Genomic DNA, 16,218 nt, shown 5'->3' with positions numbered 1-16,218 from the left:
GGTTGGCTCTGGGGCAGCCGCAGACCAGAATGTCTGGAACGGCACACTCGGCCCAACGCCCAGACTGGTGCCTACCAGCATTCCTGTGCAGGTGCGTGTGTATATGGCGCCGGTACCAGGCTTGTTGCCCTCCCATAGTTCGCTGCTTGAGGGGGGCTGAGGGCTCATTTTGGTGACGATGCAGTCGCTGGAAGGACCCCTCTGCCCCTTCTTGTGTTTGCCCTGCATGGCTGGATCTGCTGAGCCTCCGGACCTGCGGGGTTGCTCCCAGGTCTTCTCTACGTCGCAGAGGACGAAGGAGGAGACTGAGGTGCACCCTGTCTCCGGAGGACTGGCTTGTGCCGGAGAAGCAAGCACTAGTCCCGCAGTCACCACTGTGCTGCCTAACGAGGCAGCTAGCAGGCGCGTTTGTGCGGAGTGACGTCGAGAATCATCCACTGCTTCTCCCACTGCTCGGCTTTGACGGTGACGACGTACTTCTTGATGCGATCCTTCGGCAAGGGAAATGGCTTGCGGGTCTTGCGGTATTGGTACTGCCAGTTCGTGGTGTCCAGGCAGTCACGGAGCGTGGCCCGGGGCACCTCGCGGTCGACGTCAATGCTGGTGACCGTGGTGTCGTGTTGAGGTTCGCCGGTAGCGACGATCCCTTTGGCCTTGAGACCCATTACGTCGCTCTTGGCGCGGGCAAATGCGTTCGCGGTGGCGTACCTCTTGAGATCCGTGCTCTCGGTGTCGGCTTTGGCGTACGCCTTGACCTGCTCGTCCCACATGCGGGCATATGTGGCCAGTGCGGCCTTCTTCTCCTGCGCCTGCGGGTCGGCCGAGCTCTTGGTCGGTGCCGGGGAGACTTTGGCGGACTTCGTGGGGTTTTTGTCCGGGCCATCGTCCGCGGTGCTGCCGCTGCTGCACGCGGCGACGGCGATGCCGAGCACAGCAGTGAGAGATACCAGAGGCATAGTTCGTCGCGCGCGGACGTAGTGGTGCGATCGCGATGTCATGTGTGCTCTCCCCGCATGGCCTGTTGAGGTGAATGCCCGATGCGGTCTGTGGTCAGACCGGCAACTCTGGGGCGGATAGGGCCAGTTGTGGCCGTCGTCATGCGTGCGATTTGTGATGCGAACAGTAGGGCGCTCTCTGTCAACGCTCCATGCGATTCAGATAGTTGATGGTTGCGTTCCGCTACGAGTGATGCAATTGCGCCACAGTCCAGCAGGCCTGTAGGTCTTGTGCGTATGCATCTATAACGGGCTACGTACCTATTTGGTGCTTCACCTGCCGTGACAGGGTGTGTGGACGGGGCACCGCGGCCCGCACACACGGCGCGCCACGGTGCCGCCCTGATCGGAAGTAATCCCGTGCCCGCCCATGCCTCCTATGTGCGCCAGCGCGGCGAGAGGGCAGGGCCGCTCTCCGTTCAGGGCTCTTCGAGCGGGAGGCGAGCGTGATCGAGGGTGTCCTGAACGGTTGTGTGGGGTCACTGGTAGCTCCGGTTTTTCGTGAGCGTGACGGCAGGGGCCAGTGCGTGTTCGCTCAAAAAGGCGCACACCCGCTGCAACTGGGCGGCAGCCCGCGCAGTGAGGTCGGGCAACGGCAAAGTGCCGGCGTTGCGGTCGGCGTATCGCTTCAAGGCGCCGACCTTGGCCGGGCGTGCCAAGTGGGCGAAAACGTCGTCCAGATGGGGCCCGTGGATCAGGACAGGCCCGATACGGCGCCCTTCGACGGTGAAGGTGGCGTAGTGGTCGTACTGGATTAGGTGTGCGATCTCGGCAGCGCTGGGACGCTCCCCCCATTCCTCGGCCAGGGGCGCGATAGCAGCCCGGGACCCCTTAGTGGTCGAGAGGGTGGATGCGTTCTGCAGGAGGGACTGGCGCACATCGCTGGGCAGTCGGGCCAGCAGCTGGGTGAGCGCATGGATCTGCACGCGGTACTTGCGGAAGTCCTCGAACATGCTGGCAATCGAGTCCGAGGACGCCTCGGCGAGCGTGATGAGCTCATCGAAGTAGGCCCTGAACCACAGCCGTTGGTCCGCGGGCAGGTCTACGCGGGAGCGTCCGGCCTGCAGCAGATCACGATTGAGAAGAGCGGCCACGAGACGGTCGGTGGGACCGCGGCCGGCTGTGCACACCCACACGACCATGCGGTCGTCCATGGCCGCGCGGATGTTGTAGATGCCCTGGCCCTGACCGAGGAACCCGTAGGTGACTGGGTTGCCGGACAGCCGGGTCAGCGGATTGAGCAGGATCGCGAACGCATCGGGCGGGAGGGTGGGGAAGGTGTGCTCCCACCAGGCGCGTGAGTCCTCATTGAGGAAGCTGCCGACGGCGTCGAGCACCTGCGCACGAAAGCCGGCGTCGGTGAGCAGCGCACGGACGTGGAAGATGGTGGCCTGATCCGCCGGGCGCCCGGCCCGGCAGGCGAGCTCGTTGACCGCGGTCAGCACCGTCAAGGCCGCGGTGAGGATCGCGATCGCGCGCGGTGCGGAGGCGTCGTCCCACCCGAAGGCGGCCGCGAAGGAGTCCACTACGCCCTCGACGACCTCGTGACGGGCCCGCTGGTGATCCATGCCGATCGGATTCCACGAGCTGACCTGTGGGTTGGCGCCGATGCCGGTCAGGTCGATTCGGGCCAGCCGCTGCGCGACGTGTTTATGGGCCAGATAGGGCGCGGCCCGGGCGAAGCTGTCGCGGTGCGGGTCGATGAACAACAGCCCGCCCCCGGCATGGGCATACCCGATCGCCTGCGCTATGGCGAGTTCCGTCTTTCCGCCGCCTGACTTGCCCACGCCCAGCTCGTACAGCGTCTCGGCGGCGTGTGTGGCCACCAGCCGCCGCTGCCCGTCCGGCCCCCGGTACCAGCCCTGCAGCAGCAATTCGGGATCTCCCGGCCGCCAGGTGGGCAGGTCCGCGGGCAGCAGTGGCAGCCGGCAGTGCACGGTGGGCGGCTTCAGCAGCCCGGTCAGCTCCTCCAGGCGCACCCAGTTCGCGCGCGGCGGTTCGCACTGCCCGGTCCGCCAGCGCCGGTCGAAGACGGCACGGTGCGGCCAGCGGTCGGCCCCCAGCCGCCAGGGCCCGATCCGCAGGCCGCGCATGGCCAGCCGCGCCGACCCGCCGAACACGTCGAAGCCGGCCTGGATCCGCGCCATCCGGGCGTGCGCGCGGCCCTCGATGTCGGAGGCACAGCGCACCAGGATCTGCACCCGCACCAGCTGGTCGTCCTCCGCGAGCTTGCCCAGCGCCTCGGAGCGGTCCACGCGGCCTACCGACGGCGGCATCACCACCGGGCGTGCACGGAGTGCCCCGCTGCCGCGCTCGGACAGCAACTGCTGCAGGTGAGCGACCAGCGACACGTCCAGGCCCGCCCCGTCGCGCTGCAGCCAGCGCGCCGCGCGCGCCGCCTCCCGCTCCTCGGCGCGGCGGGCGCGGCCCATCAGCTGCCAGCGGCGCACCCTGAGCGCCCACTTGGGGGCCCGCTGCAGATCGACGCAGACCTCGGCCAGGTCGCCCAGGTCGGTGCGCAGGTCGGCGACGGCGTCCACCAGTGGCTGCAGTGGGTCGGGCCGCAGCGGAACCTCGCGCAGCCCGGCGACCGGATTGCCGCGCAGGAGGAACTCGGCGCGCACCTCGTGCGCCCGGGCCCGGTCGGCCAGCGGCGAGGCCTTGGCAACGCGGACGTGCGGGCCGAACGGTGTGGTGGACAGGATGCGTTCGGCCCCCGCGGGTCCTTCGAGCCGGTAGGCGAAGGGATGGCGGTCATCGGCGCGCAGCCGGATCCGCACCGCCTTGGTGCGGCGCGGCGCCCACCACGGCAAGGCGGTGCACGCCCGGGCGAGCTCCACGCCGCGCCTGAAGATCTCTTCCGTGGTGGGCTCGAAGTAGGGGGCGGGAGAGAGCTCCAGACTCATCCGCTCCTGGGAGGCCTTCATTGCCAGATGGTGGGTCAGAGCCACGGCGGCGATGAGGAGCGCGGCCACGGCCAGAGCGAGAAGCCACCAGTGCGCGGCCAGCCACAGCACCATCTGGGCTGCCCCCGTCGCGTAGGCGAGCGGGCCGGCGGCCTGCGGTGTCAGGTGCGGGGTGACCATGTGGCGGCTCCTTTGGCTCGGTGGAAGAGGTAGCGGCTGGTGCGCCCGTCGGTGAAGGTCCCGCCCCGGTCGGCGCCCGCCCACACCAGGTGCACCACCGCCCGGTCGGCGGCATGGTCCCGGCGGGCGATGGCCGCCTGGATCCGCAGGCGGCTGAAGGCGGGCGCCATCAGGCCTTGGGGGCGCGTGCCGAACACCTGGGGGAAGCGGCCGCGGCCCACTCCGGTCGCATCGGCCTGCAGCAAGGCTGCTCCCTGACGGCGCAGTTGCTCCTCGTCCGCGACGGGCAGATCCGGCGGCCACGCGCTCTCCAGCTGCTGCTGCATCTCCGGGTCGGTGGCACGGCCGCCGCCAGATGCCGACAAGCTCGGGGCGGCACTCGCCGGCCCCGGGGCGGGCCGGGCGGGGCGGAGGGAGGCGCTGTGCCTCTGCGGCCCGGGCGCGGACGCCACAGGGGCGGAAGGGGGCCCTGTGGCCTGCGCGGACTCGCCGGGGGATGCCGCCAAGAGCAGGCCGCCGACCAGGGCAAGCAGCAGGGTGCAGCTGAGCAGCAGCCACGGGGTACGCGGTGTCGGGTGTGATCGCGGAAAGCTGGGCGTCACAGCAGGCGTGCCCCTCCCGCATAGCCGGACATCGCCTCGACGCGGTCCATGCGCACCTGCGTGCCGGGCCGTGCGGCGTTGACCACCTGCCCCTTTCCCGCGTAGAGCCCGACATGGAAGATGGCGCCGCTGCGGCCGGCGTAGAAGACAAGATCGCCGGGGTGCAGCGCGCCCGTGCCGCTGCTGGCGGGGATGCGCCGGCCCATCTGGGCCTGGGTCATGGCGGTGCGGGGCAGGGCAATTCCGACCCGGGCGTAGGCATAGGTGGTCAGCCCGGAGCAGTCGAACCCCTTGATTCCGGCGCCGGACGTGCCGCTGGGGGAGCAGCATGTCCCGGTGCTGGGACCGTTCACATTGCCGCCGCCCCAGGAGTAGGGAATTCCGCGTTGGGCGAGCGCCGCTTTCAGCACGGTCTTCGCCTTGCCGGAGACCGCCTCCAGCTCCACGCTCGTGGAGCGGGGGGCCGCTGTGCGGTACTGCGTGATGTGGCTGCTGACGTTGTTCACGTACTCCTGCGACCGGTTGTACTTGAAGATCGCGGCGTGCAGCTCAGAGCGCTGGGTGAGGTCGCGGCCGCGGTCGCACAGATACACCGCCGCCCCCAGGGCCGCGTCGAAGGCGTTGTGCGGGTCCTTGGCCGTGTCTCCGTTGCCGTCGCGGCCCACGGACGCCCAGGTGGAGGGCAGAAACTGGAAGGGGCCCACGGCCCGTTCGCCGTCCGCGGTGCCATCCCAGCGGCCGTCGTCGGTGTCAGGGAAGACGGTGTGGTTCTGTCCGGCGCCCGACCCGTTGAGGAGTACGCCCAGAATCCGGGGCCGGTGGATGTCGCCGTTCTTGGCGATGGTTCGCCCGGCGGCATGGTTGCTCTCCACCTTGGCGATGCCCGCCAGGATCGGCCAGGACATGCCCCGGCACCGCGGCACATGACGGCCGATCTGCCGGGAGGCCTTCTTGTAGGCAGCCAGCATCGTGGGCGGGATGTCCGCGGCGCTGCCCTCCAGGACCGGTTCTTCCTCGCCCTGGGCGTCCTGCCCGGAGAGTTGGGCCGCAGCGGACAGGACCCCGGCGACCGGGGCGGCACAGGAGGCTGCGACCAGTAAGACCACCAGCAGGCACCCCCACTTCACGCGCCGGCGCCGTCTCCCTGGCGTCACGGCTCCTCCCCTTCCATGTCTTCAGGGGGCAGGTCCACGCGGGGCGAGGGATCTTCGTTCCGCTGCCGGGCGATGCGACGCTGCAGTTCCTCGAAGCGACGGCGTGCCTCCTCGCGTGAGCCGGCACTGGAACCCAGGGCCCCGGGGCGTGACCGGCGGGGCGGAGGCGCAGCGGGCCGCGGGGGCGACAGCCACCGCCCGGAAGGCCCCGAGGAGCCAGAGTCGGACGGCGTCGGGCCGGGAGAAGGCGAGGCCGGCGCGCCGCCCGACGGGGCGGAGGGAGGACGCGAGGGGCCACCAGGCACCGGCGCGCCCGGTCCTGGCCCGGGGGAAGGGGGCGGCAGGCGCCGCGAGCCGGCCACCGGTCCAGCCGGATCGCTGCCGTCCTCGCGCGACGCGCGGCCGGTCCAGGCCCGGCCGTCCTCACGCCCGGTGTTGCGCCACACCTCGAGCTGCTGACGGGCGTCGTGGGTGTATCGCGAGGCCTGGGCCCGGGCCCGCCGGGTGTTGGCGGGCAGACCGTAGGTGGCGCCGTGCGCGATCCGGCCGGTGCGGTTCAGGATGCGGTAACCGCGCAGCCGCACCAGCCGGTTGTGCGCGCGGGTCGACAACAGCGTGCGGTCGCTGTGCTGGTCGTGCAGGACCGCGCCGCTGTGCTGGTCGGTGATGATGCCGTCCTTGTCCCGGTAGCGGTCCGGCGGCCCTGCCCGGCCCGCTCCGCCCGGCCCCCGCACCGGGTAGCCCGCGCCCGCGAAGGGCGTCGCGGGAGCCGCGTCATCTCCCGCAGCGGTGGGCTTGCGCATCTTCTCCAGCGTCTGGTCGCCGGGATGTTTGCCCACCGTCAGCCACCAGGCGCCGCGGGCCCCCACCCGGGCGCCGGTCGCAGCCAGCGCGAGCGGCCCCAGACCGCGGGAGGCCTCCGCACCCGCGTCGGCGAGCAGCCGCCCGGAGTCGATGGGCAGGCCGGTGCCGTCCGTCATCGCGCCCAGCGAGCGCATGATGCGCTGGCGGGTCCCGAGCCGTCCGTATCCGCCGCCCAGGGTGCGCAGCCCGAACCCGCCGCCGGCCCCCAGGCCGCCGCCGTGCACGGCCAGCGCCGCGCCGATCTCGGAGCTGTCGCCCGGCAGATGGGTGCCACCGATCTTCGCGTAGCGCATCCGCAGCGCCAGCCGCTGCCCGCCCGAGGAGATCGCCTGCAGCAGACGCCGGTGGAAGGCCAGACCGGCCAGCGCCAGGGCGTTGAGGGCCAGCAGCCGCTCGGCGGGCACCGTGGGGCCCTCGGTCAGCATGATGTCGATACCGATGCCGTAGGCGGGCAGGAACATGCACACCGCGAACATCGCGGCGACAGAGACGCCCAGCAGCGCCAGCCACTTCCACACCGCCTGCCGGCTGGGACCGGGCAGCATCGCCCACACCAGCGCGACCCCGCCCACCGCGGCGGCCGCCGCATCCGCGGCCTGCACCCCCACCAGCACGAACGCGCCGGACAGGGCGATCGCGCAGATCAGCAGCGCGGAGACGAACAGCATCAACACGCCGGCGGCCCGCCACCCGGCGGGTTCCTTGGCGTACTCCGCGCAGGCCTGGCCCACCGGCCCCGCCTTCTTGAGATCCTTCAGGAACGCGGCGAACTGCTGGTCTGGCTCGCTCAGGACCGGGGTCGCGGACTCCAGCAGCTGTCCTCCCAAAGTGAGTTCGGGCAGGTCCTGAGCCGCGGCGCGCTTGGTGCCCGCGTGTCCGTCCTGGCAGTACTTCTTGAGCGGGCCTGCCACCATCCCGCACGGGTCCTTCTTGTCCTGCTCGGCGGAGGGCTTGTAGCCGCCCAAGACCCATTTGAGGTGCAGCGCGTAGGCCTGCCGGTCGGCCTTCTTGCCCGGGTCGAGGATCCGGCCGTACTGCACGAGCATGTAGCCCTTGACGACCAGGACGTTGGACAGCGAATCCTGGATGGGCTTGGCCACCTCGGAGGCGGAGTAGGGGCGCTCCTCCTGGACCTGATGGCACTTCTCCAGGGCTTTGCCCCACATCCCGGCGCACGGCCCCGCGTTCCCGCTGGCGAGTTTCCCGCCCCAGTCGTGAGAGTCGATGGTGGCCTGGGCGACCTCGGCGGCCGCCTGCTGGCTTTGCGCGAGCGGACCGTCCTGGCCCAGCAGGTAGTCCGGGCGGACGAACGCGGAGGCGGCGAACGCGGCGATCAGCAGCGTCAGGAGAATCTCCCCCAGTCCCTTGCTGGCCTTGCCCCGCACCAGGAGGATCCCGCCGAAGACGAACGCCCAGGCCAGCAACAGGCCCTTGAGGCCAAGGGTGTCCACGACGATGTCGTTATAGGTCTCGGAGACCCGCTGGGCCGGATCGGCCAGCATCTTGATCAGAGGGAAGCGCAGGGCGAACTCAACGGCCCAGCACGCCAGTCCGACCAGCAGACGCACCAGCGTGAACAGCCCGTTCATCAAAAACGCGTACGCGTTGCTCTTCAGCGAGAAGACCGAACCGCCCTGTGCCGACAGCTCGTAGCCATCCAGCGGCACGCCCTCGGAACTGTCCACGTTCAGTGGGGCCATCATGTCCCCGCCGCCGTCCGCGGCGTAGGCGACCTGTCCGTTGACGACAAGAAACACCACCGCGAGCGCCAGGGCGTGGGCGAAGGTATGCAGCCGGACGCTCTGCGGCCGCCACCTGATCATGAGGGATCCCTCCTTCCGACCCGGCACAGGATCAGGAGCGCGACCACGGCGGCGGCTGGCGGCAGGAGCTGTGCCACGACAACGGAGTGCTCCTGCGGACGCGCCCGCGCTGTGCGGTCCGGCCCGGCCGTGCACGAACCCCGGGCCGGGCCGGTGATCAACGCGCAGGCCCCGGCACGGTCCTGAGCCCCGGCAGGGCCTCCGGCCGGGTGACCAGCAGGCCATGCCGGCGGCAGACGCAGGATCACGGCGGCCGCGGCCAGCATCAGGCCGCTCAGACACAGGACGGCGGCAGCCCGGCGAGCGGCCTGGCGGCGCCGTGCCCGGTCCCATCCCCGGCTGATCATCAGGCGGCCTCCTGTGGTGCGGGCCCCGACGCTGGGGCCTGGCCGGGGGTGGTGGTGATCCGCGACGCGATCCGCTCCAGGCAGGGGATGACGACCTTGACGCGTCCGGTGTTCTGCCGCGGGCCGGTCAGCAGCAGCTCCCCGGCACGGTCCCGGCGCCCGACGGGAGAGAGGTTGGAGGTGACCAGCCGCACCAGTTCGCTGTCGCCGCTGTCCAGGCCCACGAACTCCAGGCCGCGGCGAGCCCGTTCACGATTCGTGGTGCGGGCCAGCGCCCGGTAGGCCATCAGGCCCCGGTCGGGCCCCAGTTCCTCGGCCTCGTGGGCGCCGGCCAGCAGCCCCGCGCCGTGCTTGCGGCCGTCATGGAGGATCTCGTGGACCAGGGCGGTGCCTTCGGCGGACGAGGTGAGCCAGTACAGCTCGTCGAGTGCGACCGCGCAGAACCGCTCGGGCTGGGCGAAGGCGGCCTGGCGGGCGATCGCCGCGATCAGGTACAGCACCGCCCGGCCGATGAGCGCCTCCAGGGGCTGCTGATGCAGCACCTCCGGGTGCGCGAACGCCTGCTTGGGCGGCAGCTTCAGCCCGGTCGTCGTCACCACAATGAACTCCGAGGCCCCAGTGCCCTCCAACTGCACCGGAGGCAGCGCCGGGTCGAACACCATGCGGGCCAGGTGATTCTGCTCGACCACGCGCAGCAGCCCGGCCAGCGTGGCAGCCGCGTCCTGACGCTTGCCGCTCGCACCCGCGGCCATCTGCCGCAGCACGGCGACCACACCGCTCATGGAACAGGCGGCGGACGAAGCGGCCTGCTCCACGGCGTGATGCAACACCTCACCGGCCGTGGTCATCGGGCCCACGCCCAGCTGCAGCGTGAGATAGCTCAGCGCGTAGTGACGGCCCTCAGCGCCCGGGAACAAGCGCAGCGGATCGATGGACAGCGCCGCCTGCGCGGCGTCGATGATCTGGCAGCGGCCCGGCGCGGCCGCCCGAGCGAACGCCGCCCACTCCCGCACCGGGGTGCGGTCGATACAGATGACACGGCTGCCCCGGTCCACGACCGAACCGGCGATCAGCTTCAGCAGCACGCTCTTGCCGCCGCCCAGATCTCCCACCACCCCCAGCGAGGCCGAGGCATCCTGCCTGGGCGCATCCGCCACGTTGACCAGCACCGGCCGGGTGGTGCCGCAGTCCAGGTCCAGGCCCAGCAGCAGCCCGCTCGGATCGCCCACCTCGCTGTGCGCGAACGCCCCCGACAGCGCCCAGTCCTCACTGAGCTGATGCTGGGTGAACTCCCGCAGCCTGGGCGCCCGTACCACTCCGGGCAGCCCGAGCGTGAACAGGTCGACCTGCAGTCCGGAGGGGCGCACCGCCCGGTAGTCGGCGCCCGCCAGCAGCTTCTCCAGCGCCCGCGCCCGCGCATCGCACAGCTGAGCAGTGGGCGCCCACACCGTGAGCACCGTGACGCTCTGGACCTCCACCTCGACGCTGTTGCGCGACAGCCGCCTCTCCAGCTCGCCCAGATCGACCGCGGCCTCGGGCAAGGAGGCGGGCATGCCGGTGGGCCGGACTTCGTACTGGTCGGCCTGGTCCACCAGCTCGTTCTTCTTGCGCTGCACCTGGGCGCGGGCCGTCTCCGCCGGCACCAGCGTCAGATCGACGGTGAAATCGACGGGGAAGTCGAGGACTTCAAGCTGGGTGAACAGATTCGCGGCCTCCTGACGCACCGCGGGCGGGCACTCGGCCAGCGCCAGATGCGCCTGATAGCCCGTCCCGGCCGCGCTCTCGACCTGCAGCCAGCGACGCCGCAGCGGTGATGGAGAGCGTGTCTTGCACCACGGCCCCCGGCGCTCCGCCCGGCCAGGACGCCGGGAGCCGGCCGACTCCCGGGCCCCAAGCGTGCTGTCGGTGCCGCCCTCCTCGAGGCGTACCTGCCCCAAATCGGCGTAGCTGGGGGAGCGCAGCACCGCGCCGTGCACCTGGCCGCCGTACAGGTCGCTGCTCGCCGCCTGGTCGAGCAGCGGCTCGGCCAGGCCCCGGTGCACCGCGTGCTGGATCATCCACACGATCTCCGCAGGCCGCGCCGGGCGGTACGCAGCCCCGCCTGCCAACTGCGCCTCCACCTGCGCGGCTTGGTCCCGGCACACGCTCACCTCGGCGCGGGAAACCGGCGCGGCCTGCAGCCCCAGCGAGTCGGAGACCTCCGCCCACAGTGCCGTCGCCGCCTTCAGCCCCTGGCGGACGCTCTCCAGCGGGACGGCCAGCCACCAGGTGCGCTGGTGCATCTCCTGGCCCTCCAGCAGATCCAGCGCCGCGTCCAGGTGCTCGATCCACGGGCGGGCCCCGGAGGGCAGAGCCCCGTCGGGCTCGGTGAGTCCGTCGACCATGCGCCAGGCGACCTCACCCGCATCAACCTGCGCGCACAGACCGAACAGCCGCGGCGCCCCGGACAGCGAACGCACCAGAGTGGTCGTCTTGTCGAGCAGCTCGTCGTGGACCGCGGGCGGCACATAGGTGCCCGGCACCGTCTCCTGGCCGCGGCCCTTGCTGTCGGGGCCCGGATGCAGCCGGTAGAGGGCCCACACATGCCCCTGGGCGGACCACAGCAGATGCCCGGCGATGTGCCGGATGGGAACACGCATCACCCCTCCTTGGTCTCGACGGCGTTCTGGGCGCGGAGGTGGGCCTGAGCCAGCAAGGCGCGCACCGAAGGCACGGGCGCAGCAGACGCCGCGGTCGATGGCCTGGCTGATGGCGAGTGGCCGGCGTTCGGGCCTTGGGCCCGGGCGGCTCGCGGGCCCGGGTGCCCGGCGCGCGGTGCGGGCCCCGGGCGCAGCTGGCCGCCGGGGTGGGGAAGGTCTTCGATGGTGAAGCCGCCGCCCAGGCGCCGTGCGGGCCGGTCGCGTGCGGCACGGCGGCCCATGCGGCCACCGGCGGGCTGAGCCGCCAACGCCACCAAGCCCAAGGCCGCCGCAACCGGTGTACGTCCACCGATCTTCGGGCGCCGCAGCAGCCAGATCCCCACGATCCAGGCGGTCACCGGAAGCACCGACAGCGGCCCGAACCCGCCCCACAGCCAGAGGGTTTTCACCAGGACGAAGCCGCCCACGGTGGCCAGCGCGATCTGGGCCGCGTTGTAGGGGCCCAACGGCAAACGCCAGTCGGCGATCTTTCCCATCACCCAGGGATAGCGCCGCGCGGAGGTGTAGAAGCGTGCCCGGCGGGGGGCGGCCGCCGTACTCATACCGGCCCCTGCCCGCCTACCGGGCCGCCCGCAGGTATCGGATGCTCTAAGGCGGGAGCACTCCTGGCCGGATTCTTCACCTCGTCCTCGAACATGTCCGCCAGCTGGTTACGCGAGTTGTACAGACCCAGTGCGATCACCATGAGGATCAGAGCGCCGATGCCCGCCTTGAGACTGAACCGCTGCAGCATGATCACGACGACGATGACGACCAGCGCCGCCTGCAGACCGGCCGTGCCCCAGTCCTTCGCCGTCCCGATCCAGGAATCGCCCAGATCAGCCAACTTGCCTGCGAGCACGGCACGGTTGACGGTGTCCATCACCGCTCACCGCCCGCCCCGGAGGACAGCGCGGCGATCTCCCACCGGCCGCCGCGGGCAGCGAGCGTGAGCTCGTAGGACAGCGGCCAGCGCCCGGCCGCATCGCTCGCCTCGACGTGAACCTGGACATGCACCCGCGTCCCCTCTCCCGGCCCCACGGCGCCGGCCGCCGGTTCCCGGGCAGCCACGTCCTGCACCTTGACGTCCTTCGCGGCCACCGGCGACACCGCCGACATCTGCACCCCGGGCGCCAGATACCGGCCGACCTCGCCGCGCCCGGCCAGGTACGCCGACAAAAACTCCTCGGCGGTCTGCCACAGCGGGCCCATAGGGACTCTCACCCGATAACTGGAAGCAGGCACCGCGTGCGGGGTGGGCGCGGCCACCACGGCCGGCGCGGCCGTCACCGCGAAGGAGGCGCCGCTCGCGGAGACGAGCGCGGGCACCGCGAAGTAGCGCACCGACTGCGCATACTGCGCAGCCACCGTCACCGACCACTGCCCGCCGGTGCGCGGCACGCTGCGCACCGGTGTCACCCGGCGCGGCGCCGGCGCATCCTCGGCCAGCGACGGCAGGGGGACATCGGGAGCCATCGACTGCGCGCGCCGCCCGGCCGCACTGCTGGTGTCCTCGCGGCTGCGCAGCCAGACATCGACGAACTGTGCGACATAGCCCGCAGGATCCACCGTGCGCCTGTGCACAGGATGCTGCGGGGCGCTGCGGGGCGCGGCCGTGACCGTCGGAGAAGGCTGCAGTAGGGCCACCGCCAGCGCGATCGGGCCGGCCGCAACGGCCGCCCAGAGGCCCGCACGGGAGTACCGCACACGTCGCCGCATCTGGGTCAGCGCCACCCCGGCAGCCACCGGCGGCCCCCCGGCATCAGCTGATTGCTTGGGTCGGTACATGCGTGAACTCCCGGAAAGAGCAGGCGGGTTGGTGCCCTGAGAGAACCCGTCCGCCCCGACCGCTTCGCCGACCATGCAGCCCCGACCACAGCGTCGAACCGGTCACGAATCCGTGGTCGGCCCGTGGGAGCAGCTACCACCCCACCAGGCCGGCACGCGCGCGGCTTCTCGCCCCGCCCTCTGCCGCGCAGCAACACGGCTCCGGGGCAGAGCCCGCGTCGCGGCAGCGCCGAGCGGCACAGTGCCAGCGGCGAAGTTGTGCCCGGCTCCCGGGGGAGCGCCCGCGCCGTTGGTGCACACGCGCCACCACTCCGGCCAGCGGCGCCAGGTCACAGTGAGCGCTGCGCACCCCCTGCGACCAGCGGTGGCCGGGGCCGACCAGATGGTGGTCGGGGGGCGGCCAGCAGTGGCCGGGCCGAGAACCCGGCGACAGCGGAGAGGACCCAGCACGCACTGCCGTGGTGCACCACGTGACGGCGCAGCCTCTACCGGCACTGCACCGTGCCGGCCGCGACCGCAGGAACACTGCTCACCACCGCCGCCCGCACCATGGACAGCACCCCGCCGGGAGACGTAGAGCGCAGCCAGTAGGACCCGGCCACCACGAACCCCGCCCGTTGTGATGCCGTTGTGATCGTGGTCGGGGCTCGCTGGCTGGCGAACCGGTCGAGGCCGCCGGATTGGCTCAGGCCATGAACCACGCCCCGCCCCTCGCGCCCTGGCCCCTCCCGCCGCCAGCCACGCGTTGCGCACCGAGCCCCCGCACGAACGGGGTGCCGCGTATGCGCCCCACGGCGAACCGTGCCGCAGCCACCGCCCGGGGCAGGGTGCTCCTCGCCGCCGCTCGCACCCGCCCCAAAGGTGCCCTACCGATCAGGCACCTGGCACAGCACGGCGGCCCCGTGCCACGGAGCGCATCACGATGAACCACTACGGATCAGGCATCCGACGCGGTGCGATGGCGGGCGACCACTTCGTGCAGATTGCCAACGCCCTGTTCCGCGACGCCCGGATCAGCTTCAAAGCCAAGGGCCTCTTCGGGCTGATCACCAGCCACCGGGACGGCTGGCGGGTGACCGTGGCGGGCTTGGCGCGTGCCGGCACCGACGGCCGGGACGCGGTCGCCAGCGGACTGAAGGAACTTGAAGACCACGGATACCTGGTCCGCGACCGGGAGCGACGCGAGGACGGCACCCTCGGCGAGGCCGTATACGCGATCACGGACCTGCCCGCCCACCTCCACGACATCCTGGCCGGTGATGAGGCCCGCCACTGCGCCCGGCCTCCGCAAAGCCGCAGGCCACATCCACAACCGGGAATGCCAGCACAGGAGGCGCCAGCACAGGCGGACCGCACCACTAAGAACACCAAGAACAAGAAGACCAGAGAGAAGAACACCAACCCCCTCCGTCCAGCCGTCCGTAACGCGCACCCGCGCAAGGACACAGCCCTCTCTCCGCCGCCTCGTGCAACAGACCCGATGCCGGAGCCCGACGCGCATGAGCCGGGCGTTCGCCTGCTGCTCGCGATTGGTGCGCTGTATCCCGAACTGCTCCTGACCGGAACCGCCCTGCACGACCAGGGCGCGGTCGTCGCTGGCCTTCTGCAGACAGGCTGGAGCACACGGCAACTGCAGCACGTCATCGCCGGCCGCCCTCTGCCTCAGCCCGTCCGCACCTCCGTCGCAGCGATCACCGCGGCCCGACTGCGCGCCGCACAGCAGATCCCGCCGCCGCACCAGGTCCGCGAGTTGGCCGTCCTGAACGACATGCCCGCAGGAGACGCCGCCTCGCATGCCTCCCACCCGCTCGAGCAGACCCTGGAGCACCGGGTCCTCGTCGAGTGCGCAGGCTGTCAGGCTCCCGGGCCGGCCCGGGGCCAGGACCTCTGCCCGGCCTGCCTCGGATGGCCCTTCTGCACCTCCTGTCCCGGTCCCACCCCACGGCGAGCGCCCCCGGGCGGGGACGGCCAGTGCACTGTCTGTGCCACCTGACGCCCAACGGCCCTACCGAAACCAGGAGCCATGACCGCCCGCCGTCCACCCCGCACCGCGTGCCTGCAGAGGCCGTACAGCCAACACATCGCAGAGGAGCCCTTGCCATGACGAGCCGTTCCGGCAGCCTTCCGAACGCGGAAGACGCGCCGTACTTCCTGTTCGCCCACGAGCCCTACTTCCCGCCGCACGGACTGCGCGAGATCAACACCACCATCGTGGAAGCCGCGATCCTGCTCCACAGCCGGGTGCAACAGCCCGACGGTGACCGCATGCACCGCATCCTCAACAACGGCCGCCGCCGGACCCGCGAGATCGTGCCGCTGGCCACCCTCACCCATGAGCTGGACGGCGGGGCCGGGTGGCTGGCCGTCGGCGACTGGGAGCAGGTCACCCACGATCTCCTCATCCTGAGCCGCTTCGGCACCTGCGACGCCATCCGGCTGGGGCTGCCCGCCATCGAACGAGCCCTGATGTGTACCGCACCCAACAGCGAATTGTTGACCTTCGATGCAGCGACCGGGCAGCGGGTCACCTACGGACCCACCGAGCGAGCCAGCCTCCTCGCCCAGCTCCAGACCCGCCTCGACCACCCCACGGCGGAGCACACCTACGGCGCTGGCCCCGTCGCCCGCACCTGGCCCGACAGGCCCCGACCCTGACCCCAGCTCCGGCACCAACCCTTGGCCCTGCTGCGCCAGGTGTGCACACACACATCCACCGTCCGGGCAACTCCCCGACGAACAGCCGCTCTTCCTCGTCCACTCAGGTGGCAGCTCCACCGCCGAAGGGGAGAGGCCCACAGCCCCACCGATCTGTGTGAGCTGCGCCGTCGAGTCGTGCCTGTTCCTGAACCTCCGAAGTTGTGCGAGGAGCCCCGGCCGGGGC

11 protein-coding genes are annotated in these 16,218 nt (G+C 71.3%); 2 read left to right on the top strand and 9 right to left on the bottom strand.

Annotated features, from left to right (window positions below; all coding sequences use genetic code 11):
• Positions 1 to 395: 395 nt before the first annotated feature.
• The 9 genes from ACFVYL_RS21330 to ACFVYL_RS21290 form a co-directional block, all read right to left on the bottom strand.
• On the bottom strand, positions 396 to 932 hold the full coding sequence (locus tag ACFVYL_RS21330; RefSeq protein ID WP_389718371.1) for a hypothetical protein: 537 nt from the start codon (positions 930 to 932) through the stop codon (positions 396 to 398).
• A gap of 542 nt (positions 933 to 1,474) precedes the next feature.
• Entirely contained in the window at positions 1,475 to 4,081 is a 2,607-nt protein-coding gene (locus ACFVYL_RS21325) for an ATP/GTP-binding protein (RefSeq protein WP_389718369.1), read from the bottom strand.
• Positions 4,063 to 4,446, bottom strand: coding sequence for a hypothetical protein (locus ACFVYL_RS21320; protein WP_389718367.1), 384 nt, complete (start codon positions 4,444 to 4,446; stop codon positions 4,063 to 4,065). The genes ACFVYL_RS21325 and ACFVYL_RS21320 overlap by 19 nt, the downstream gene beginning before the upstream one ends.
• A gap of 233 nt (positions 4,447 to 4,679) precedes the next feature.
• On the bottom strand, positions 4,680 to 5,789 hold the full coding sequence (locus ACFVYL_RS21315) for an NlpC/P60 family protein (protein WP_389718365.1): 1,110 nt from the start codon (positions 5,787 to 5,789) through the stop codon (positions 4,680 to 4,682).
• 44 nt (positions 5,790 to 5,833) lie between these two features.
• A complete protein-coding gene (locus ACFVYL_RS21310) occupies positions 5,834 to 8,524 on the bottom strand; it encodes a hypothetical protein (protein ID WP_389718362.1) in 2,691 nt (896 codons plus the stop codon).
• Between the two features lie 346 nt (positions 8,525 to 8,870).
• The gene (locus ACFVYL_RS21305; protein ID WP_389718359.1) at positions 8,871 to 11,510 is read right to left on the bottom strand and encodes an ATP-binding protein; all 2,640 of its coding nucleotides are present in this window, start codon (positions 11,508 to 11,510) and stop codon (positions 8,871 to 8,873) included.
• A complete protein-coding gene (locus ACFVYL_RS21300; RefSeq protein WP_389718357.1) occupies positions 11,510 to 12,046 on the bottom strand; it encodes a hypothetical protein in 537 nt (178 codons plus the stop codon). The genes ACFVYL_RS21305 and ACFVYL_RS21300 overlap by 1 nt, the downstream gene beginning before the upstream one ends.
• 62 nt (positions 12,047 to 12,108) lie before the next feature.
• Complete coding sequence (locus tag ACFVYL_RS21295) at positions 12,109 to 12,432, bottom strand: hypothetical protein (protein WP_389718355.1); 324 nt, start codon at positions 12,430 to 12,432, stop codon at positions 12,109 to 12,111.
• Positions 12,432 to 13,337 (bottom strand): conjugal transfer protein, encoded by a 906-nt coding sequence (locus ACFVYL_RS21290; protein ID WP_389718353.1) that lies wholly within the window; start codon positions 13,335 to 13,337, stop codon positions 12,432 to 12,434. The genes ACFVYL_RS21295 and ACFVYL_RS21290 overlap by 1 nt, the downstream gene beginning before the upstream one ends.
• A 922-nt stretch (positions 13,338 to 14,259) precedes the next feature.
• Between ACFVYL_RS21290 and ACFVYL_RS21285 the strand changes: the two genes are divergently transcribed.
• Positions 14,260 to 15,330, top strand: a complete 1,071-nt coding sequence (locus ACFVYL_RS21285; RefSeq protein WP_389718350.1) for a hypothetical protein — start codon at positions 14,260 to 14,262, stop codon at positions 15,328 to 15,330.
• A 107-nt stretch (positions 15,331 to 15,437) separates the two neighbouring features.
• On the top strand, positions 15,438 to 15,992 hold the full coding sequence (locus ACFVYL_RS21280; protein WP_389718347.1) for a hypothetical protein: 555 nt from the start codon (positions 15,438 to 15,440) through the stop codon (positions 15,990 to 15,992).
• The last annotated feature ends 226 nt before the right edge of the window (positions 15,993 to 16,218 follow it).

Origin of the sequence: Streptomyces sp. NPDC058308, assembly GCF_042880275.1 — a bacterium.
Lineage (GTDB): Bacteria > Actinomycetota > Actinomycetes > Streptomycetales > Streptomycetaceae > Streptomyces.
This window is presented reverse-complemented; position numbering and strand designations above follow the sequence as displayed.

Excerpts from the sequence above, each read along its gene's own strand:
- ACFVYL_RS21325 (WP_389718369.1), bottom strand. The coding sequence starts at position 4,081 with ATGGTCACCCCGCACCTGACACCGCAGGCCGCCGGCCCGCTCGCCTAC.
- ACFVYL_RS21310 (WP_389718362.1), bottom strand. The coding sequence starts at position 8,524 with ATGATCAGGTGGCGGCCGCAGAGCGTCCGGCTGCATACCTTCGCCCAC.
- ACFVYL_RS21305 (WP_389718359.1), bottom strand. The coding sequence starts at position 11,510 with ATGCGTGTTCCCATCCGGCACATCGCCGGGCATCTGCTGTGGTCCGCC.
- ACFVYL_RS21300 (WP_389718357.1), bottom strand. The coding sequence starts at position 12,046 with ATGGGAAAGATCGCCGACTGGCGTTTGCCGTTGGGCCCCTACAACGCG.
- ACFVYL_RS21295 (WP_389718355.1), bottom strand. The coding sequence starts at position 12,432 with ATGGACACCGTCAACCGTGCCGTGCTCGCAGGCAAGTTGGCTGATCTG.
- ACFVYL_RS21290 (WP_389718353.1), bottom strand. The coding sequence starts at position 13,337 with ATGTACCGACCCAAGCAATCAGCTGATGCCGGGGGGCCGCCGGTGGCT.
- ACFVYL_RS21285 (WP_389718350.1), top strand. The coding sequence starts at position 14,260 with ATGAACCACTACGGATCAGGCATCCGACGCGGTGCGATGGCGGGCGAC.
- ACFVYL_RS21280 (WP_389718347.1), top strand. The coding sequence starts at position 15,438 with ATGACGAGCCGTTCCGGCAGCCTTCCGAACGCGGAAGACGCGCCGTAC.